The sequence below is a fragment of the Mycobacterium sp. 3519A genome (genome assembly GCF_900240945.1).
Taxonomy (GTDB): Bacteria; Actinomycetota; Actinomycetes; order Mycobacteriales; family Mycobacteriaceae; genus Mycobacterium.
The window spans coordinates 2,286,539-2,306,869 of sequence record NZ_OESG01000013.1; the positions used below are offsets into that span (position 1 = coordinate 2,286,539).

The 20,331-nt window shown below is 66.6% G+C and carries 19 protein-coding genes; 11 read left to right on the forward strand and 8 right to left on the reverse strand.

Annotation, left to right across the window (positions count from 1 at the left end; all coding sequences use genetic code 11):
• Positions 1-128: 128 nt before the first annotated feature.
• Entirely contained in the window at positions 129-497 is a 369-nt protein-coding gene (locus C1A30_RS18945; RefSeq protein ID WP_200828302.1) for a hypothetical protein, read from the forward strand.
• On the opposite strand, the gene C1A30_RS18950 is transcribed toward C1A30_RS18945, so the two are convergent.
• Positions 478-1,911, reverse strand: a complete 1,434-nt coding sequence (locus C1A30_RS18950) for a gamma-aminobutyraldehyde dehydrogenase (protein ID WP_101949694.1) — start codon at positions 1,909-1,911, stop codon at positions 478-480. The two genes, C1A30_RS18945 and C1A30_RS18950, sit on opposite strands and share 20 nt — an antisense overlap.
• A 15-nt stretch (positions 1,912-1,926) precedes the next feature.
• Positions 1,927-3,267 carry a 4-aminobutyrate--2-oxoglutarate transaminase gene (gene gabT, locus C1A30_RS18955; RefSeq protein ID WP_101950310.1) on the reverse strand — a complete coding sequence of 447 codons (1,341 nt, stop codon included), beginning with the start codon at positions 3,265-3,267 and terminating at the stop codon, positions 1,927-1,929.
• A 282-nt stretch (positions 3,268-3,549) separates the two neighbouring features.
• On the opposite strand from gabT, the gene yajC reads away from it, so the two are divergent.
• The 7 genes from yajC to C1A30_RS18990 all read left to right on the forward strand — a co-directional run bounded on the left by yajC (position 3,550) and on the right by C1A30_RS18990 (position 11,905).
• Positions 3,550-3,912 (forward strand): preprotein translocase subunit YajC, encoded by a 363-nt coding sequence (gene yajC / locus C1A30_RS18960; protein ID WP_101949695.1) that lies wholly within the window; start codon positions 3,550-3,552, stop codon positions 3,910-3,912.
• Positions 3,913-3,978: 66 nt separating this feature from the next.
• Entirely contained in the window at positions 3,979-5,778 is a 1,800-nt protein-coding gene (secD, locus tag C1A30_RS18965) for a protein translocase subunit SecD (protein ID WP_101949696.1), read from the forward strand.
• Positions 5,778-7,022, forward strand: a complete 1,245-nt coding sequence (gene secF / locus C1A30_RS18970; RefSeq protein WP_101949697.1) for a protein translocase subunit SecF — start codon at positions 5,778-5,780, stop codon at positions 7,020-7,022. Before secD ends, secF begins: the two co-directional genes overlap by 1 nt.
• Positions 7,023-7,025: 3 nt before the next feature.
• Entirely contained in the window at positions 7,026-8,681 is a 1,656-nt protein-coding gene (locus tag C1A30_RS18975) for an ABC transporter substrate-binding protein (protein ID WP_101949698.1), read from the forward strand.
• Positions 8,678-9,202: an adenine phosphoribosyltransferase gene (locus C1A30_RS18980; RefSeq protein ID WP_101949699.1), complete on the forward strand. Its 525-nt coding sequence runs from the start codon at positions 8,678-8,680 to the stop codon at positions 9,200-9,202. The genes C1A30_RS18975 and C1A30_RS18980 overlap by 4 nt, the downstream gene beginning before the upstream one ends.
• 39 nt (positions 9,203-9,241) lie before the next feature.
• Positions 9,242-11,590: a bifunctional (p)ppGpp synthetase/guanosine-3',5'-bis(diphosphate) 3'-pyrophosphohydrolase gene (locus C1A30_RS18985; protein WP_101950311.1), complete on the forward strand. Its 2,349-nt coding sequence runs from the start codon at positions 9,242-9,244 to the stop codon at positions 11,588-11,590.
• 27 nt (positions 11,591-11,617) lie between these two features.
• Positions 11,618-11,905, forward strand: coding sequence for a DUF4333 domain-containing protein (locus C1A30_RS18990; RefSeq protein ID WP_101949700.1), 288 nt, complete (start codon positions 11,618-11,620; stop codon positions 11,903-11,905).
• A 3-nt stretch (positions 11,906-11,908) separates the two neighbouring features.
• Here the strand turns inward: C1A30_RS18990 and C1A30_RS18995 are convergent, their stop codons facing one another.
• Together C1A30_RS18995 and C1A30_RS19000 are read right to left on the reverse strand one after the other, a co-directional pair.
• Positions 11,909-12,877 carry a peptidylprolyl isomerase gene (locus C1A30_RS18995; protein ID WP_101949701.1) on the reverse strand — a complete coding sequence of 323 codons (969 nt, stop codon included), beginning with the start codon at positions 12,875-12,877 and terminating at the stop codon, positions 11,909-11,911.
• 9 nt (positions 12,878-12,886) lie between these two features.
• Positions 12,887-13,768 (reverse strand): peptidylprolyl isomerase, encoded by an 882-nt coding sequence (locus C1A30_RS19000; RefSeq protein ID WP_101950312.1) that lies wholly within the window; start codon positions 13,766-13,768, stop codon positions 12,887-12,889.
• Positions 13,769-13,874: 106 nt separating this feature from the next.
• On the opposite strand from C1A30_RS19000, the gene C1A30_RS19005 reads away from it, so the two are divergent.
• From C1A30_RS19005 to C1A30_RS19015, 3 genes are all read left to right on the forward strand, one after another.
• On the forward strand, positions 13,875-14,537 hold the full coding sequence (locus tag C1A30_RS19005) for an MBL fold metallo-hydrolase (RefSeq protein WP_101949702.1): 663 nt from the start codon (positions 13,875-13,877) through the stop codon (positions 14,535-14,537).
• Positions 14,537-15,802 (forward strand): histidine--tRNA ligase, encoded by a 1,266-nt coding sequence (gene hisS / locus C1A30_RS19010; RefSeq protein WP_101949703.1) that lies wholly within the window; start codon positions 14,537-14,539, stop codon positions 15,800-15,802. The genes C1A30_RS19005 and hisS overlap by 1 nt, the downstream gene beginning before the upstream one ends.
• A gap of 91 nt (positions 15,803-15,893) precedes the next feature.
• Entirely contained in the window at positions 15,894-16,883 is a 990-nt protein-coding gene (locus C1A30_RS19015) for an amidohydrolase family protein (RefSeq protein ID WP_101949704.1), read from the forward strand.
• Here the strand turns inward: C1A30_RS19015 and C1A30_RS19020 are convergent.
• The 4 genes from C1A30_RS19020 to C1A30_RS19035 form a co-directional block, all read right to left on the reverse strand.
• Positions 16,880-17,932 carry an MBL fold metallo-hydrolase gene (locus C1A30_RS19020; protein WP_101949705.1) on the reverse strand — a complete coding sequence of 351 codons (1,053 nt, stop codon included), beginning with the start codon at positions 17,930-17,932 and terminating at the stop codon, positions 16,880-16,882. The two genes, C1A30_RS19015 and C1A30_RS19020, sit on opposite strands and share 4 nt — an antisense overlap.
• A gap of 63 nt (positions 17,933-17,995) precedes the next feature.
• Positions 17,996-18,523 (reverse strand): hypothetical protein, encoded by a 528-nt coding sequence (locus tag C1A30_RS35805; protein WP_200828303.1) that lies wholly within the window; start codon positions 18,521-18,523, stop codon positions 17,996-17,998.
• Positions 18,462-19,124: a cytochrome b gene (locus C1A30_RS19030; protein ID WP_101949706.1), complete on the reverse strand. Its 663-nt coding sequence runs from the start codon at positions 19,122-19,124 to the stop codon at positions 18,462-18,464. The genes C1A30_RS35805 and C1A30_RS19030 overlap by 62 nt, the downstream gene beginning before the upstream one ends.
• Positions 19,121-20,179: a catalase family peroxidase gene (locus C1A30_RS19035; protein WP_235009982.1), complete on the reverse strand. Its 1,059-nt coding sequence runs from the start codon at positions 20,177-20,179 to the stop codon at positions 19,121-19,123. The genes C1A30_RS19030 and C1A30_RS19035 overlap by 4 nt, the downstream gene beginning before the upstream one ends.
• Between the last annotated feature and the right edge of the window lie 152 nt (positions 20,180-20,331).

A 20,331-nucleotide genomic window follows, 5' to 3' on the forward strand; every position in this document is an offset into this window, starting at 1 on the left:
CCTGGCTGCGCCCGCGGAATCTGCGATTGAGTCGCTCGAATTGCGCCCCCGAGCGCCCAGATCTACGCCTCAGGGCCGATGGTCCGATGACGCACAGCGCCGATAGTGAGTCACAGAGGGAGGGTCAAATGGCTACCACCGACGACATCTGCGCACAACTGGGCGTGCCGCCCAAGGACTGGCACCTGTTCGCCCGCTGGACCGCCGAGTCGTTGAGCTCGAAAGCGCTCGACGAACTTCGCGCGTACGTCGACGTGATGATCGCCAGTCGGTGCCGCACGCCGGGCTCCGACCTGCTGTCCAAGCTGATCGAAGACGGCATCGACGGTGAGGACCTCACGGTCGACGAGGTGCACGCCGCCGTCGCTGCGATGCTGACCGCTACACCTCGGCGTGAGCCTCCGCGCGAACAGACGCAAAGTGACCCGACACGCCGAGACAAAGGGACACTTTGCGTCTGTTCGCGCAGGGGAGGAGTTACCCGGTGTAGGCCATGACGTGCTTGATGCGGGTGTAGTCCTCGAAGCCGTAAGCCGACAGGTCCTTACCGTGCCCGGACGACTTGAAACCACCGTGCGGCATCTCGGCGACCAACGGGATATGCGTATTGATCCACACGCAGCCGAAGTCGAGCGCGGCCGAAACCCGCAGTGCCCGTGACACATCGCGCGTCCACACCGACGACGCCAGCCCGTACTCCGTGCCGTTGGCCCACTGGATGGCCTCCTCCTCGTCGGAGAACGACTGCACCGTGATGACCGGGCCGAAGATCTCGTTCTGGATCAGCCGGTCGTCCTGACGCAGCCCGCCGATGACCGTCGGCTCGACGTAGAAACCCTTGTCGCCCTGGCGCTGTCCACCGACTGCGACCTTGGCATGCGACGGCACTTCGCCCAGGAAGCTCAGCACGCGCTCCAGCTGATTGGCGTTGTTCACCGGCGGGACCCAGGCGTCCTCGTCGTCTGCCGGCTTGCCGTACGTCGTCGTCGCGTTGCGCGCCTGCTCGGCGAGCGCATCGGTCAGGTCGGACGCCACCGACGCCCGCGCCAGCACGCGGGTGGCCGCCGTGCAGTCCTGGCCCGCGTTGAAGTAGCCGGCGGTCGCGATTCCCTCAGCGGCACTGGCGATGTCGCTGTCGTCGAACACGATGACCGGCGCCTTGCCGCCCAACTCCAAATGGGTGCGCTTCAGATTTCCGCCAGCGCTGACCGCCACCGCGCGCCCCGCAGCCACCGAACCGGTGATCGACACCATCTCCGGTGTCGGATGCGCGACCACCGCCGCACCCGTATCCCGGTCGCCGCAAACGACATTCAGCACGCCGGGCGGGAAGTGCCGCGCCGCGATCTCGGCGAGCATCACCGTGGTGACCGGCGTGGTGTCGCTGGGTTTGATGACGACGGTGTTGCCCGCCGCCACAGCGGGAACGAACTTCCAGATCGCCATCATCATCGGGTAGTTCCACGGCGCCACCTGGCCGACCACGCCGACCGGTTCCCGGCGGATCCACGACGTGTGGTTCTCCATGTACTCGCCGGCCGACTTGCCCTCCAACATCCGCGCCGCGCCCGCGAAGAACCGGATCTGGTCGACCATCGGCGGGATCTCTTCGGCCATGGTGACGTGGTTGGGCTTGCCGGTGTTGCGGCCTTCGGCCTCAACGAGGGCCTGCGCGTTCTTCTCGACGTCGTCGGCGAAGTCCAGCAGCGCCTTCTGCCGGTGCGACGGCGTGGTGCGCTTCCAGTCGGCGAACGCCTTCGACGCCGCGGCGTAGGCGTTGTCGATGTCGGCCTGGTTGGAGATCGGCGCGGTGGCGTATTCCTCACCGGTCGTCGGGTCGACCAGTGGCATGGTCGCGCCGCTCACGGAGTCGACGAGTTCGCCGCCGATGAAATTCTGAACCTTGGTCATTGCAACTCCTGTCTTTCAGAGGTCGGCCAGAACGAGAGCGAGGACGTCGAGGCCTTCGATGAGCAATTCGTCGCTGATGGTCAGCGGCGGCAGGAAACGCAGCACGTTGCCGAATGTGCCGCAGGACAACACGATTACGCCGGCGGTGTGGCAGCCGACGCACAGCTTCATGGTCAGCTCCGGGTCGGGATCCAGCGTGCCCGGCTTGACCAACTCCATGGCGATCATCGCGCCGCGGCCGCGCACGTCGCCGATGCGGTCGTTCTCCGCCTGCAGCCGACCCAACCGGTCCTTCATCAGGACCTCGATCTCGCGGGCGCGCTCGACCAAGCCGTCGGACTCAATGGTCTCGATGGTGGCCAGCGCCGCTGCGCACGCGACCGGATTGCCGCCGTAGGTGCCGCCCAACCCGCTGACGTGGGGCGCGTCCATGATCTCGGCGCGCCCGGTGACCGCCGACAGCGGCATGCCGTCGGCGATGCCCTTGGCGGTGCAGATCAGGTCGGGTTCGATGCCTTCGTGTTCGCAGGCGAACATCGCGCCCGTGCGGGCGAACCCGGTCTGCACCTCGTCGGCGATGAACACCACGTTGTTCTTGCGGCACCAGTCCAGCAGCGCGGGCAGGAAACCGTCTGCGGGGACGATGAATCCGCCCTCACCCTGGATCGGTTCGATGATCACCGCGGCCAGATTGTCGGCGCCGACCTGTTTTTCGATGACCGAGATCGCCCGCTTGGCCGCCAGCTCGCCGTCGGTGGCGAGCTCCTTGCCGTATTCCGCGTCGCGGAACGGGTAGGACAACGGCGCCCGGTAGATCTCCGGCGCGAACGGGCCGAAGCCGTGCTTGTACGGCATGGACTTGGCGGTCAGCGCCATCGTCAGGTTGGTGCGGCCGTGGTAGGCGTGGTCGAAGGAGACCACCGCCTGCTTGCGCGTGTAGGTCCTGGCGATCTTGATCGCGTTCTCGACGGCCTCCGAACCGGAGTTGAACAACGCCGACCGCTTCTCGCCGCTGCCCGGGGTCAACCGGTTGAGGTGTTCGGCCACCGCGACGTAGCCCTCGTACGGCGTGATCATGAAGCAGGTGTGGGTGAAGTTGGCGACCTGCTCCTGGACGGCCTGAACCACCCGCGGCGACGAGTTGCCGATCGTGGTGACGGCGATGCCGGAGCCCAGGTCGATCAACCGATTGCCGTCGACGTCCTCGACGATGCCGCCGAACGCTCTGGCCGCATAGACCGGCATCGTGTTGCCTATGCCGCGCGACACCGCGGCGGCCTTTCGTTCGATCAGCTGCTGCGATCGGGGCCCCGGAATCGAGGTGGCGAGGTAGCGGCTTTGCTCGAGACTGCTCAATGGAAGCTCCTGATTACGGTTGGGTTCGACGAATGCCGCGTCGCCGTCTGAGCCTAGTCGCATGACGCACTGATCCGTCGAAAACTAAGCCATCTGAAACCGGAACCATCGGTCTTACATGCCAAACGCAACGGATTCCGTTGCCTTGACGTTAACTGGGCGCGGCGAATGGTGGGGGGTTCGGTCTGCGGCGTCGGCAATGGCACACTGGTCAAAGACGAGGCCCCTGACCTGCGGTCTGGGCGCCGTGATGCAAAACCGACACGAAAGACAATTGCCGCCATGGGCGAACTGACCCTCTTCCTGCCCCTATTCATCATCTTGGGCGCGTTCATGTTCTTCGCGTCGCGGCGCCAGAAGAAGGCGATGCAGGCCACCATCGACCTGCACAATTCGCTGAAGATCGGCGATCGCGTGCACACCACCTCCGGCCTGCAGGGCACGATCACCGGGATCACCGACGACAACGTCGAACTGGAAATCGCGCCGGGCGTCGTCACCACCTGGATGAAGCTGGCGGTGCGCGACCGCATCGCCGACGACATCGACGACAGCGACGACGACAGCACCGATCTCGACTACGAGGCCCGCGAATCGAGCGCCACCGAGATCACCGAGAGCCCGAACACGAAGACTGACGGCTGAAGACTCAGCGCAAGCACGTACCCTTTGCGGTGCTGACGAACTGATCTCGAAGGAGACCCTGACAACGTGGCATCGTCTTCGGCGCCGGTGCACCCTGCCCGCTACCTAGGGCTTTTCTTGGTGTTGCTCATCGGTGCCTACCTATTGGTCTTCCTCACCGGCGACAAGCAGGCGAAACCCAAGCTCGGTATCGATCTGCAGGGCGGCACCCGCGTCACGCTGACCGCGCGCACCCCGGACGGCTCGCCGCCCACCCGCGACGCGCTCAACCAGGCGCAGCAGATCATCAGCGCGCGCGTCAACGGCCTCGGCGTGTCCGGGTCCGAGGTCATCATCGACGGGTCCAACCTGGTGATCACGGTGCCGGGCAACGACAGCAGCGAAGCTCGCAACCTCGGCCAGACGGCGCGGCTGTACATCCGGCCCGTCATCCACGTGATCCCGGCTCAGGGCAAGGCTCCGCAGCCTCCGACCGAGGCGCCGCCGGGCGCGCCGCCGCCAGGGGCGCCTGCCCCGGGTGCACCCGGATTGCCGGGTGGCATCCCGCCGATCGCGCCCGCCGAACCGGGCGCGCCGGTCTCACCGCCCTCGCCGGCTGAGCAGGCACCGGCGCCCGCCGAGCAGGCGCCGCCACCGCCCGCCGAGCCGGCACCGCAGCCCCGTCCGTACCCCCAGGAGCCGCCGCCCACTCCGGCGCCTCCACCGCCGCCCGCGCCTGGTGCGCCGCCGGCACCTGCCCCGCCGAAGGAGCAGACGCTCGCGCAGCGGATCGCCGACGAGAAGCAGTTGCGGCAGAGCACCGATCAGCAGATCCAGATTCTGGCTCTGCAGTTCCAGGCGACCCGCTGTGACCAGGAGGACGTGCTCGCCGGTAACGACGACCCGAACCTGCCGTTGGTGACCTGCTCGCAGGACGGCAAAGAGGTCTATCTGCTCGACAAGGCGATCATCAAGGGTGAGCAGATCAAGAACGCCGACTCGGGACTCGACCAGCAGCGCGGCGAGTACGTCGTGACGGTCGAGTTCAACGACGAGGCGTCGAAGATCTGGGCCGACTTCACCGCAGCCAACGTCGGCACCCAGACCGCGTTCGTGTTGGACTCCAAGGTGGTCAGCGCACCGCAGATCCAGGAAGCCATACCCGGCGGACGCACCCAGATCACCGGTCAATTCACCGCCGATTCAGCGCGTCAACTGGCCAACGTTCTGAAATACGGCTCACTGCCGCTGTCATTCGAGTCGTCGGAAGCCGAAACCGTCTCGGCGACACTGGGTTTGACGTCGCTTCGGGCTGGTCTGATCGCGGGTACGATCGGGCTGGCGCTGGTGCTGGTGTATGCGCTGCTGTACTACCGCGTGCTCGGGCTGCTGACCGCGTTGTCGTTGGTCGCTTCCGGCGCAATGGTTTTCGCGATCCTGGTGCTGCTCGGCAGATACATCAACTACACGCTCGACCTGGCTGGTATCGCGGGTTTGATCATCGGTATCGGCACCACGGCCGACTCGTTCGTGGTGTTCTTCGAACGCATCAAAGACGAGATTCGCGAGGGGCGTTCGTTCCGCTCGGCGGTGCCACGCGGTTGGGCCAGGGCTCGTAAGACGATTCTGTCCGGCAACGCGGTGACGCTGTTGGCGGCGGTGGTGCTATACGTCCTCGCGGTCGGTCAGGTGAAGGGCTTCGCGTTCACCTTGGGCCTGACGACGATTCTCGACGTCGTCGTGGTGTTCCTGGTGACCTGGCCGCTGGTGTACCTGGCGTCGAAGTCGCCGACGCTGGCCAAGCCGTCGCTCAACGGGCTTGGCGCCGTGCAACAGATCGCACGCGAACGCCGGGCGGCCGCACACGCGACGGGACGGGATAAGTGATGGCGTCCAAACATTCATCCGAGGTGACCGACTCCGCTGCGGTCGAGGCACTCGATCTCGAAGCCGCCGCGGCCGATGCGCCCAAACACGGGTTCTTCGTCCGCCTCTACACCGGCACCGGAGCGTTCGAGGTAATCGGGCGCCGCAAGCTGTGGTACACGATCAGCGGCCTGATCCTCGCGGTCTGCATCGCGAGCATGGTGCTGCGCGGCTTCACGTTCGGCATCGACTTCGAGGGCGGCACCAAGGTGTCGATGCCCACGGCGGGCGCCAACGGCACGATCACCGTGCAGCAGGTCGAAGACGTGTTCAGCAAGACCCTGGGCAAGAGCCCGGAGTCGGTCGTCGTCGTCGGCAACGGGCCGTCGGCCACCTTGCAGGTCCGCTCGGAGAAGCTGAGCAACGACGAGACCGAAAAGCTCGGCACGGCGCTGTTCGATGCGTTGCAGCCCAAGGGATCCGACGGCAAGCCCAGTAAGCAGGCCATCAGCCAGTCCGACGTTTCCGAGACCTGGGGCGGTCAGATCACCAAGAAGGCCCTGATCGCGTTGGTGGTCTTCCTGGTGCTGGCGGCCGCCTACATCACCGTGCGCTACGAGCGCTACATGGCGGTGTCGGCACTGGCGACGCTGGTGTTCGACCTGGTGGTCACCGCAGGTGTGTACTCGATCGTCGGATTCGAAGTCACCCCGGCCACGGTCATCGGTCTGCTGACGATCCTCGGCTTCTCGCTCTACGACACGGTCATCGTGTTCGACAAGGTCGAGGAGAACACGCACGGGTTCGAGCACACCGCCCGTCGCACCTTCGCCGAACAGGCCAACCTGGCGGTCAACCAGACGTTCATGCGGTCGATCAACACCAGCCTGATCTCGGTGCTGCCGATCGTGGCGCTGATGGTCGTCGCGGTGTGGCTGCTGGGCGTCGGCACGCTCAAGGACCTGGCGCTGGTGCAGTTGGTGGGCGTGATCGTCGGTACGTACTCGTCGATCTTCTTCGCCACCCCGCTGTTGGTGTCGCTGCGCGAGCGCACCGATCTCGTGCGCACCCACACCAGGCGGGTGCTCAACAGGCGCAAGCCGACCAGGGCCACCGAAGAGGTGACCGACAGCGCACCTGAGCAGGTGGCGGCGGTGGCCGCCAAGCCGGCGCCGGAGAAGCCTGCACCTGGATCGAAGCCTGTCCGGCCAACCGCGAGCCGCACCGGGCGCCCGTCGGGTAAGCGAAGCACCCGCGGGCGGTAGCCGATGACGGTCCGGAGCCGAAGCGTCATCGCGGCGGCCGTGCTGTCGTTGGTTGGCGGGTTGGGCCTGTCGGGCTGCGGCAGCAGCACCGCCGACAGCATCGACTACGCCGTCGACGGCCTGCTGGTCACCTACAACACCAACACCGTCGCGGGCGCCGCGTCCGGTGGGCCGCAGGCCTTCGCGCGGGTGCTGACCGGCTTCAACTACCACGGCCCCGACGCCCAGATCATCGGCGACCACGATTTCGGCACCATCTCGGTGGTGGGCCGCGCCCCGCTCGTGCTCGACTACGAGATCAACGCCAACGCGGTGTATTCCGACGGCAAACCGATCACCTGCGACGACATGGTGTTGGCATGGGCGTCGCAATCCGGGCGGCTGCCGGGATTCGATGCCGCCAACCGTGCCGGCTACAGCGACATCGCGAAGGTCGACTGTGCGCCAGGCCAGAAGAAGGCGCGCGTCACGTTCGCCCAGGACCGCGGTTTCGTCGACTACGGCCAGTTGTTCGACGCGACGTCGATGATGCCGTCGCACGTGATCGCCGACGAACTGGGTCTTGGCGACGGGGGAGTCACCACCGCCGTCCTGAACAACGACGGCCCGACGGTCGAGCGGATCGCCCAGGTGTGGAACAACACCTGGAATCTGACCCCCGACACGTTCGACGCCAAGCGTTTCCCATCGTCGGGCCCGTACAAGATCGACTCGGTCAACAAGGACGGCTCCGTCGTCCTGGTCGCCAACGACAAGTGGTGGGGCGCCAAAGCTGTCACCAACAAGATCACCGTGTGGCCGCGCGGTGCGGACATCCAGGACAAGGTCAATCAGGGCGCCTACGACGTCGTCGACGTGGCGGCGGGCTCGTCGGGGACGCTGAACCTGCCCGACGACTATGTGCGCACGGACACGCCGTCAGCAGGCATCGAGCAACTCATCTTCGCGCCTCAGGGCCCGCTGGCCGCGGTGCCTGCGCGTCGAGCGCTCGCGCTGTGCACGCCGCGTGACGTGATCGCCAAGAACGCCTCGGTGCCGATCGCCAATTCGCGACTCAACCCCGCATCCGAGGACGCGTTCAGTTCCGCCGAGGGCGCGGTGGAGTCCGGACAGTTCGCGGTCGCCAACCCCGACGCCGCCCGCGCCGCACTCAACAACCAGCCGCTGACCGTGCGCATCGGATACCAGAGCCCCAACGCCCGCCTGGCCGCTACGGTGGGTGCGATCGCGAAGGCGTGCGCGCCGGCGGGAATCACCGTGCAGGACGCGGCGGCCGCCGATATCGGCCCAACCAGCTTGCGGGACAACAAAATCGACGTGCTGATCGCCAGCACCGGCGGCGCCGCGGGCAGCGGCTCGTCGGGTTCCTCGGCGATGGACGCCTACGATCTGCACACCGGAAACGGCAACAACCTGTCCGGGTACAGCAACGAGCGCATCGACGGCATCATCGCGTCGATCGCTGTCACATCCGACCCGAAGGAAGTCGCCCGACTGCTGGGTGAGGGCGGATCGATTCTGTGGGGTGACATGCCGACACTGCCGCTGTACCGCCAGCAGCGCACGCTGCTGACGTCGAAGAAGATGTACGCGGTGAGTAGCAATCCGACTCGGTGGGGTGCGGGGTGGAACATGGACCGTTGGGCGCTGGGATCATGACGGAGATCGCTGATCTGGTCGCGTCGCTGACCCGCGAGGTGCCCGACTTTCCCGAGCCGGGCATCCAGTTCAAGGACCTCACGCCGGTGCTGGCGGACGCGCGGGGGCTGGACGCGGTGTCGGAGGCGCTGGCGGCCGTCGCGCACGGGGCCGACCTGGTGGCCGGGGTGGACGCCCGCGGGTTCCTGATCGGCGGCGCCGTTGCCGTCAAGCTCGGCATCGGGGTGCTGGCGGTCCGCAAGGGCGGCAAGTTGCCGCCGCCGGTGATCCGCGAGACCTACAACCTCGAGTACGGCACCGCCACGCTGGAGGTGCCCGCAGAGGGCATCGAACTGGCAGGCCGGAACATCGCCATCATCGACGACGTTTTGGCTACAGGAGGCACGGTGGCCGCCACTGCGAAGCTGCTGCGCACCGCGGGCGCGAACGTGACGTGTGCCGCGGTGGTTCTGGAGCTGGCTGCGCTGCGGGGCCGCGACCTGCTCAAACCGCTGCCGGTCAGCAGCTTGCACACGGTCTGAGGGCTATCCTCGAAGTCTGACTCGATATGGGAGGTGACCATGGCTGACGATCCCGGTACGGGTCAGGCCGTGCAATCGCCACCTGCAGCGTCGTTGCCCGAGACGCAGCCGATCGAGATTCCGAAAACCTCGACCAGCGCGTCGCGGCGGGTGCGGGCCAGGCTTGCCCGCCGGATGACCGCACAGCGCAGCGCCGTCAACCCGGTGCTGGAGCCGCTGGTCGCCGTGCACAAGAGTTTCGTCCCGAAAGCCAATCTGGCGTTGTTGCAGAAGGCCTACGAGGTGGCCGAGCAGCGGCACGCCGACCAGATGCGGCGCTCCGGCGACCCGTACATCACGCATCCGCTGGCTGTCGCGAACATTCTGGCCGAGTTGGGCATGGACACCACGACCCTGGTCGCCGCGCTGCTGCACGACACGGTCGAGGACACCGGCTACACGATGGAACAGCTGACCGCCGACTTCGGCGAGGAGGTCGCGCACCTCGTCGACGGCGTCACCAAGCTGGACAAGGTGGCGCTGGGCACTGCGGCCGACGCCGAAACGATCCGCAAGATGATCATCGCGATGGCCCGCGACGGCCGGGTCCTGGTGATCAAGGTCGCCGACCGGTTGCACAACATGCGCACCATGCGTTTCCTGCCGCCGGAGAAGCAGGCGCGCAAAGCCCGCGAAACGCTGGAAGTGATTGCGCCGCTGGCACATCGGCTGGGCATGGCGACGGTCAAGTGGGAGCTCGAGGACCTGTCGTTCGCGATCCTGCACCCCAAGAAGTACGAGGAGATCGTTCGGTTGGTCGCAGACCGGGCGCCCTCGCGTGACACCTACCTGGCCAAGGTGCGCGACGAGATCGTCAACACGCTGACCGCGTCGAAGATCAACGCGACCGTGGAGGGCAGGCCCAAGCACTACTGGTCGATCTACCAGAAGATGATCGTCAAGGGCCGCGACTTCGACGACATCCACGATCTGGTCGGCGTGCGCATTCTGTGCGACGAGATCCGCGACTGTTATGCCGCTGTGGGCGTGGTGCATTCGCTGTGGCAGCCGATGCCCGGACGGTTCAAGGACTACATCGCGCAACCCCGGTTCGGGGTTTACCAGTCGCTGCACACCACTGTGGTGGGTCCGGAAGGGAAGCCGCTGGAGGTGCAGATCCGCACCAAGGACATGCACAACACCGCGGAGTACGGCATCGCCGCGCACTGGCGCTACAAGGAGACCAAGGGCCGCAACGCGCCTCATCCGCATGCCGCCGCCGAGATCGACGACATGGCGTGGATGCGTCAGCTGCTCGACTGGCAGCGGGAAGCCGCCGACCCCGGCGAGTTCCTCGAGGCGCTGCGCTACGACCTTGCGGTGCAGGAGATCTTCGTGTTCACCCCGAAGGGCGATCTGATCACGCTGCCCGCCGGGTCGACTCCGGTCGACTTCGCGTACGCGGTGCACACCGAGGTCGGTCACCGGTGCATCGGCGCCAGGGTCAACGGCAGGTTGGTCGCGCTGGAGCGCAAGCTCGAAAACGGGGAAGTAGTCGAGGTTTTCACGTCGAAGGCGCCGAATGCGGGACCATCGCGGGACTGGCAGACGTTCGTGGTGTCGCCTCGCGCGAAGGCCAAGATCCGGCAGTGGTTCGCCAAGGAACGCCGCGAGGAGGCGCTGGAGTCCGGTAAGGACGCGATCGCCCGTGAGGTACGTCGCAGCGGACTTCCGTTGCAGCGCTTGATGAATGCCGAGTCGATGGCCGCGCTGGCCCGCGAACTGCGCTACACCGACGTGTCGGCGCTCTACACCGCGGTGGGCGAGGGACACGTCTCGGCGCGGCACGTCGTGCAGCGGCTGGTGGCCCAACTCGGCGGCGACGACGAGGCCGCCGACGAGCTCGCCGAACGCTCCACCCCCGCGACCATGCCAGTTCGGCAGCGCACCAATGACGACGTCGGTGTGGCCGTGCCGGGAGCGCCGGGGGTGCTGACGAAGCTGGCCAAGTGCTGCACACCGGTGCCCGGCGACAACATCATGGGCTTCGTCACCCGCGGCGGTGGCGTCAGCGTGCACCGCACCGACTGCACGAATGCCGCGTCGCTGCAACAACAGTCGGAGCGGATCATCGACGTGCAGTGGGCCCCGTCGCCGTCGTCGGTGTTCCTGGTGGCCATCCAGGTCGAGGCGCTCGACCGGCACCGCCTGCTGTCCGATGTGACGCGGGTCCTGGCCGACGAGAAGGTCAACATCCTGTCCGCCTCGGTGACGACGTCCAACGACCGCGTCGCGATCAGCCGGTTCACCTTCGAGATGGGCGACCCGAAGCACCTCGGCCACGTGCTCAACGTGGTGCGCAATGTGGAGGGGGTGTACGACGTCTACCGGGTCACTTCTGCGGCGTGAGTTTGCTTTGTCTGCGATACTGCGGCGATGCGCGCTGCTTTGCTGATTTCGATTGCTTCGTTGGCGTTGGCGCTGGCCGGGTGTGGTTCGACGATCAAGCCCGATAGGGCCGCGGAGACGGTCAACGACTTCGTCTCGAAGCACACCGGCTTCAAGCCGACCGACACGACGTGCCCATCGGACGTTGCCGCCGAGGTGGGCGAGAAGTTCGACTGCCACTTCACCGGGCCCGACGGGAACTACACGGCCCATGTCGAGGTGACGAAAGTCGACGGCGACGATGTGCTGTTCAACATCCAGTCGAAGCGGGACTGAGCGTCAGCCGATGCGGGCTGATTTGATCGTCACGTCGGCAACCGGCTTGCCATCCTGGCTGCCGTCCGCGACGCCCGCGGCGGCCACCTTCTCAAGCGTCGCCAATCCGGCGTTGTCGATGGTGCCGAACACCGTGTAGGTCGGCGGCAGCTGAGAATCCTTGTACACCAAGAAGAATTGGCTGCCGTTGGTGCCCGGCCCGGAGTTGGCCATCGCCAGCGTGCCGCGCGGATAGAGCAGCGGCACCTTCAGCGCAGGATCGGCCAGTCGGTACTGGTTCGTCGGATACTCGTTGGGAAACCGGTACCCGGGCCCACCCGTACCGCTGCCGGTCGGATCGCCGCACTGCAGCACACCCAGCGCAGCCGACGTGGTCAACCGGTGGCATGCGGTGTTGTCGAAGAACCCCTGCCTCGCCAGGCTGGCGAAGTTGTTCACCGTGCACGGCGTCTTGCTGTTGTCCAGCGTCAGGCCGATGGCGCCCTGGGTGGTGACGACGGTGGCCGGTATGGTCGCGGGATCCCTTGGGATGCGGCCGTTTTGGGGCGGCTGCACCGGTTTGCTCGCCGGTTCCGTTGTCGCCGGGTACTGGCAGTTGGAGCCGAGCGTCTTCGGCGGGTCGAACGGCGGCAGGTTGTTCACCGCAGGCGACGGGGCCGCCGTGATGCCGGGATAGTCCGCGGTGAGCCCGTCCAACGACTCGAGTTCCCGCGAGACGCGGACGATGAAGATCGCGCTCAGCACCACCACCAGCACGGTGAGCACCGTGATCAGGTACCCGATCACTAACCCCGCGACGGCCAGCCCGCGGCCCTCTTCACCTGTCCTGCGGATCTGCGACAGCGAGATGTGGCCGAAGACCACGCCAAGCGGTGCGAACAGGAACGCGCAGACCAGTGACGCGATGGCCAGCCCGTTGGTCGGCCGCGGCGGGGGATAGCCGTAATACCCGTACGGTGGCGGACTGGTCATACCGCGGTGTCAGTCCAGTTGGATCGATTTGATCGTCACGTCGTCCTTCGGTTTGCCGTCCTGGCCGCCGTCGGCGGTGCCTGCCGCGGCGATCTTGTCCAGTGTCGCCAGCCCGGTCTGGTCGATGGTGCCGAACACCGTGTAATTGGGCGGTAGCTGCGAGTCCTTGTAGACCAGGAAGAACTGGCTGCCGTTGGTACCGGGACCGGCGTTGGCCATCGCCAGCGTGCCGCGCGGATACTTCACCGGCTGTTGCAGCTTGGGATCGTCGGGCTGGAACTGGTTGGTCGGGTACTCGTTCGCGAACTGGTAGCCGGGGCCGCCCGTGCCCTGCCCCGTCGGGTCGCCGCACTGCAGCACCGCCAGCCCCGGGGAGGTGGTCAGCCGGTGGCACGGCGTGTCGTTGAAGTAGCCCTGCTGCGCGAGGCTTGCGAAGCTGTTGACGGTGCACGGCGACTTCGCGTTGTCCAACTGCAGCCCGATGTTGCCCTGGTTGGTCGCCATGCTGGCGCTCACCTGCGCCGGGTCGGTCGGGACCTTGCCGGTGCGCGGCGGCTTGTTCGGCTTGCTCGCCTTGTCCTGGGTCGCCGGGTACTCGCAGTTGGCGCCAAGGTCCGCGGGCGCGACGAACGCGGGCAGATCGCCAGGCGCCGACGGTGCCGCGCTGGCGGGCGCGGCCGAGGTGGTCGTCGCCGCCGACGCGGTCTGGCTGTCGGAGTCCTTCTTGGTGATGACGACGGTTGCCACGACGGCGCCGATCACGACGATCGCAGCGACCACCGACCCGACGATCGTGTAGAGGCGACGTCTGCGTTCCCTCGCGGCTCGGCGCTCGAGCTGACGTTCGAGCTTGCGCTTCGCTGTTGCCCGCCGTTGTTCGTTGGTCGGCACCGCCGGTGTCCTCCTCGTGGTCTGCTCGGTCGGCAACGAGTGTGCCAGCAATTGCTGAATGCGGGGGTCGCGACCCACGTGAACAGGAAATGGGACACTGGACGCCGTGTTGATCACCGGCTTCCCGGCAGGCATGTTGGCGTGCAATTGCTACGTGCTGGCCAAACGCGCCGGCGCCGACGCGATCATCGTCGACCCCGGGCAGCGGGCCATGGGGCGACTGCAACAGATCCTCGACGAGCACCACCTCACACCTGCGGCGGTGATGCTGACCCACGGCCACATCGACCACATCTGGTCGGCGCAGAAGGTGGCCGACATGTACGGCTGCCCGGCCTACATCCACCCCGACGACCGGTTCATGCTGACCGACCCGATCAAGGACTTCGGCCCCCGACTGGCCCAGCTCGCGTTCGGTGCGCTGTTCCGGGAACCCAAACAGGTCGTTGAGCTGGACCGCGACGGCGACAAGGTAGATGTGGGTGATGTGACGGTGACCGTCGACCACACCCCGGGGCACACCCGTGGTTCCGTGGTGTTCCGCGTCTCGGACGGCCCGGAAGAAGTGGTGTTCAGCGGCGACACCCTGTTCCGTCAGTCGGTGGGCCGCACGGATCTACCTGGCGGCAGTGGCCGCGACCTGCTCGGCTCGATCATGACAAAACTGTTGGTGCTCGACGACGACACCGTGGTACTACCGGGACACGGCGACAAGACCACGATCGGCTTCGAACGCCGCACCAACCCGTTCCTCGAAGGCCTTACCTAGTGACCGACTTTCAGGCGCCCAAGGGCGTCCCGGATTATCTCCCGCCCGATTCGGCCCAGTTCGTGGGTGTGCGCGACGGCCTGCTCGACGCCGCGCGGCGCGCAGGCTACGGCGACATCGAACTGCCGATCTTCGAAGACACCGCGCTGTTCGCCCGCGGCGTGGGCGAGTCCACCGACGTGGTGTCCAAGGAGATGTACACGTTCGCCGACCGCGGCGATCGGTCGGTGACGCTGCGACCGGAGGGCACCGCAGGCGTGATGCGCGCGGTGATCGAGCACGGCCTCGACCGCGGCCCGTTGCCGGTGAAGCTGTGCTACGCCGGGCCGTTCTTCCGCTACGAGCGCCCGCAGGCCGGGCGCTACCGGCAACTGCAGCAGGTCGGTGTCGAGGCGATCGGCGTCGACGATCCCGCGCTGGACGCCGAGGTGATCGCCATCGCCGACGCGGGCTTCCGCTCACTGGGGCTCGACGGCTTCCGGCTGGAGATCACCTCCCTGGGCGACGACACCTGCCGGCCGCAGTATCGGGAACTGTTGCAGGACTTCCTGTTCAAACTCGACCTCGACGACGAAACGCGCCGGCGCGCCGAGATCAACCCGTTGCGGGTGCTCGATGACAAGCGACCCGCGATGCGCGAGATGACCGCCGATGCGCCCGTCATGCTCGATCACCTGTCCGATGTCGCCAAACAGCACTTCGACACGGTGCTCGCGCACCTCGACGCGTTGGGCGTGCCGTATGTGATCAACCCGCGGATGGTGCGCGGGCTGGACTACTACACCAAGACGACGTTCGAGTTCGTGCACGACGGCCTCGGCGCGCAGTCCGGGATTGGCGGCGGCGGCCGCTACGACGGGCTGATGCGTCAGCTCGGCGGAAAAGACTTGTCCGGCATCGGGTTTGGTCTCGGCGTCGACCGGACGTTGTTGGCGCTGCGGGCGGAGGGCAAGACGGTCGGCGGGACGTCGCGCGTCGACGTGTTCGGGGTGCCGCTGGGGGACGCGGCCAAGCTCACGCTCGGTGTGCTGGCGGCGCGACTGCGGGCGGCCGGGGTTCGCGTCGACCTGGCCTACGGCGACCGTGGCGTCAAGGGCGCGATGCGCGCCGCCGACCGCTCCGGTGCGTCCATCGCGTTGGTCGCCGGTGACCGCGATATCGAGGCAGGCACCATCGGGGTGAAGAACCTCGCGACGGGTGAGCAGGTCGACGTCCCCGTCGACGCCGTGTTGCCAGAGGTGCTGTCCCGCCTCAGCCGCGGCTAGCCCGCTGAGGGCCCGCCGAGCGACCGTGTTCGCACGGCGACGCGCCGCGAATTTGTGTACAAAGGCGGTCGCTCGGGGAAGGCTGACGGCCATGTCGCTGATCGCGCTCGAGGAGCATTACGCGTGGGACCCCGCCAGTGCAGGCAACGTCGTGGCGACCTGGCTGGAATCGAACAATCCCGTCGGTCATGCGCGGTTGTATGACCGCGGCCCGCTGCGGCTGGAGCAGATGGACGCCGCAGGCATCGACTTCCAGATCCTGTCGTTGTTCGACCCAGGGGTGCAGGACGAGACAGATGTCGCCACGGCCGTCGACCTGGCGCGCCGTGCGAACGACGACCTCGCCGAGACCGTGCGTGGAAATCCAAGCCGGTTCGGCGGTTTCGCCACGATGGCGACGCAGGATCCGCAGGCTGCGGCCGCCGAGTTCGAGCGCGCGGTCACCGAACTCGGTCTCGTCGGCGGATTGATCAACGGGCACTGCCAGGGCCGCTACCTCGACGACCCGGCATACGAAGCGCTGTTCGAGCGCGCCGAACAGTTGGGTGCGCCGATCTACCTGCATCCCACGACGCCGCACTCCGCTGTGATGGACGCGTGGTTCGCCCCGTACGTCGACGACGGTCTGCACCTGGCGTCGTGGGGTTTCGGGGTGGAGACGGGAACACATGTGCTGCGGCTGATCTACTCGGGCTTGTTCGACAAGTTTCCTCGGCTGCAGATGATCATCGGCCACCTCGGCGAGATGCTGCCGTTCGCCGCCTACCGAATCGACCGCTACTACGGGCTCGGCGGCTCGAATTCGGGGCAGCGGTTGCGCCGCCTACCTTCGGACTACCTTCGCAGCAATGTCCACATCACGACCAGTGGCAACTTCTGCCCGCGGGCCTTCGCCTGCACGCTCGACGTGATGGGTGCCGACCGGGTGATGTTCTCGGTGGACTATCCGATGGACGACAACCAGGCAGGCGCCGAATTCCTGCAGACGTATCCGATGGCCGACTCCGAGCGCCGGAAGGTCAGCTCCGAGAACGCGATCGCGCTGTTCGGTGAGCGCCTGCCCGCGCATCTGGGCGCCTAGAGTTCGAACACCTGCCCGTCGCGCGCCACCGTGACCTTCCCGGAGTAATTCTTGGCAACGGCGTCGGTCCAGTCCGAGTCGGGCAGGTCGGTAGGCGAATAGTGGCTGAGTATCACATGTTTGGCGTTGGCCGCGGCGCCCACCTCACCGACCTGCTCTGCCGAGGTGTGCGAGTTCTGCAGGTAGTTCGGCGGAAACCTGTTGTGGTAGTAGGCGTCGTCCAGACTGAACTGTGCCTCGTGCACCAGGATGTCGGTATCGCGGGCCAACGCAACGAGGTTGTCGGACTTCGTGGTGTCGCCCGAGAACGTGACCGAGAACCCGGATTTCTTCAGATCGAAGCGGAACGCGAACGCGGGATACACGTCGTAGTGCGAAACCAAAGTCGCGGTGACGCTGACGTTGTCGTCGGACATGACGGGAAACGGCGCCGTTGCGGGCGAGCGGTTCAGGTAGTCCGAGCCGGGTGGCACCGCGATCTCCGTGACCTTCGCGAGGTCGGCTATGTCGTCGATCCCCATGTCGCGGATGAAGATGTTGTTGGTGTAGGCGAACGCCTGCTGCAGCGCGCGCGTCGTGGCGGCCAGTCCCGGCGTCGGATCCTGCGGTGCGATGGTGGCCGGTGCCGGATTGCCGACGCGGCTTGGCGGCAGGCCGCCCGCGGGCCCGGGGCCGTACACCGCCACCGGCGCTTTGCCTTTCGACGCCGTGTACCCACCGGAGAGGAAGAAGCTGAAGTAGTCGACGATGTGGTCGGTGTGCAGATGCGTGATGAACAACGCCTTCAGCTCGTCGAACCGCAGTCCCGCGTTGGTGAATGCGTTCAATGAACCCAGGCCGCAGTCGATCTGGTACACGGCGGTGCCCACCTTCAGCGCCGACGAGATACCCGTCTTGTTCGGCACCGGGGGTGGACCGGCCTGGACGCCGAGAGTGATCAGCGCATCGTCGGGCAGCCCGGCAGCGGGTTTCTCAGGAGCCGCCGAACTGCACGCCGAGGTGCTGAGCACCGCGCCGCCGATGACCGCCGACATCGAGGCCGCCAGCATGGAGCGGCGGGACAGCGCGTTCGATGCGGTTGTGCATCCACAACCGTCGGGTTCCGACACGGTTCAGCCTTGCCGCACGGCCGCGGCCAGCACGTCGTCGATGTTGCCGATGCCGCCGTCGAACGGGTTGCCGCGCTTGAGCACGTGTGTGCCGCCCGGCGTCATCGCAACGAGTTTCGGTGAACTCGAACCGATTTGCATCTTGCGTGCGAAGTGCACCTGATCCAACGGCACCACCGCGCCACCGCCGTAGCTGAAGATGCCAAGCTTGCGGTCGATGACCGCGACCGGGCGGCACTCGTGCAGTGGCTGCTTGCGGCGGCGGCGGATTCTGCTGATCACCGCGTACGTCGCCGCCGCGAAGACGACGCCGCCGGCTAGAAACGCCGCGCCCAGCGCGCTCGACGGCTCCCCGGAGACGAGCGCGACGATGCCGAAGCCGCCGACCACGAGCGCCAGCACGCCCAGCACGAACGCCAGTGTGGTCAGCGCGCCCGTGCAGCGATCGAAGACGAGTACTCGGCGGCCGTCATCCGTTACGACGAGACCGCCCGTGTCGGCCAGCGTTTGCGGTGGCTGTGGTGTGCTCACGTATTGCAGCGTGCATGCCGTCGTCGGCGGGCGTGGGCAAATTCGCAGAGTTGGGTCGAGTGTCCTCGCGGCGAAGTGTGAACGCCATCCGTGACAGCATGCCGTCACGCAACGTCAGGGTGTGCAGCAGCACCGCGCTGACGTGTGCGGCGATCACCACCACCAACAGGTATGCCAGCAGCGAATGTGTCTGCCGGAGAATGAAATAGAGGTTGGCGTCGAACGGGGCGATCCGGGGCAGGTGCAGCGACCCGAACACCTCGATCGGCTTGCCGGTGGCCGACACCATCGCCCATCCGACGAGCGGCTGCGCCAGCAGCAGCGCGTACAGCGCCAACTCGGAGCCGACCACCAGCTTGTGCTCGAACCAGCCGACGGTGTCCGGCAGTTTCGGTGGGCGGTGAGTGAACCTGTTCGCGATCCGGGCGACGACGATGACGAGGACGATGATGCCGAGGGTCATGTGAATGGCGCGCAGCGCCGCGTAGGCGCCGATAGCGTTGACCATGACGAACCCGATCAGCAGCATGGCGAAGACCAGGAGTGCGGTCAGCCAGTGCAGGATCCGCGTCCGCAGCGGGTAACGCGCCGGGGCGGTCACGGTGCGACCTCGTCGACCTGAACGGCGGACTTCGACTTCGGCTCACCGGCGCGTGCCCGGTACGACGCCGCGTACACCGCGGACCGTGCGCTCAGCAGCGGGTCGCCCGACGGCTCGATCCCGTCCGGCAGCACCAGGGGGTCGAAGTTGACGTCGCGGGCGTTGCCCGGTGCCTCCGTCTCGATCTTGGTCAAGGTCAGCACTCCCGCATCGATGGTGCGACGATCACTCGGCCACGGCAGCGTGGCGTCGTTGACTGGATCATTCGGCTGGCCGACCGTCAGGATCAGCCGCCATTGCAGCGGACCGCTTTTCAGCTGCCGGACGAGTGCGTCGAACAGCGAGTTGGTGGTGCCCGGGTGCGGCGCCAGCGCCGCCTGCATCGGAACGAACGCCCACCGCACCGGTGTCCGCTTACCGCTGTCGTCGACGAAGTAGAACGTGACCAGGCTGCTGAAGGTGCTGTCGGCGAAACCGGTGGTCGGTGGATGTTGTTTGACGATCGCCATGGCGGCAACCGTCTCCGGATGTGCCTTGTTGAAGGCGGCCATCACCGCGGGATCGGGCTTGCCGGTCGTCGGGTCGTTCTTCGATGCCAACAACCGGTCGTAGAAGCCCTGCGGTGAATTGTCAAGGAAAACCGGAAGATTCAGCAAGGCCATCCGCCACTGGGTGGCGTCCGGGAAGGTGAACGCCAACCCCAGACCGCGGGCCGCCCCCGGCGCGTCCGCCATCATCGGATTGCCGCCGCTGAGCGAAAACCGTCCGATCACCGGCGTCTGGCCGCGCGTGAAAACGGCCGCCTTCGACAGTTCGCGCCCGCTGCCGTTGCTGTCGAAATGGCCACTGACGACGACGCCCTTGGCATGATTTCGCCGGAAGCCCGGATGTAGGCCGAATACCTTGCGGAAACCTTCCATGAAGGTCTCGCGAGTCAACGAACTCTGTGGGCCGATCCACTTGTTGGCATATGCGACGGCGCCCAGATCAACAGCTAAGAACGCGCCGACCGCGCCGATGCCGAGAAGAATCGAACGCCGGCTGAGTTGGGTCACTACCCCCTTAACGCATCGACCTCGTGATCCGTTCAGTGCTGTGAGGCAAGTCACAAAAAGCTAGTATCGCCGCAGGTCGGGGATGCGAATACCGCCCCCGTCGGCGTCGGCAGCGCCCTATTCTGTGGTGCATCGGGGTTGGGGGCCCCGGA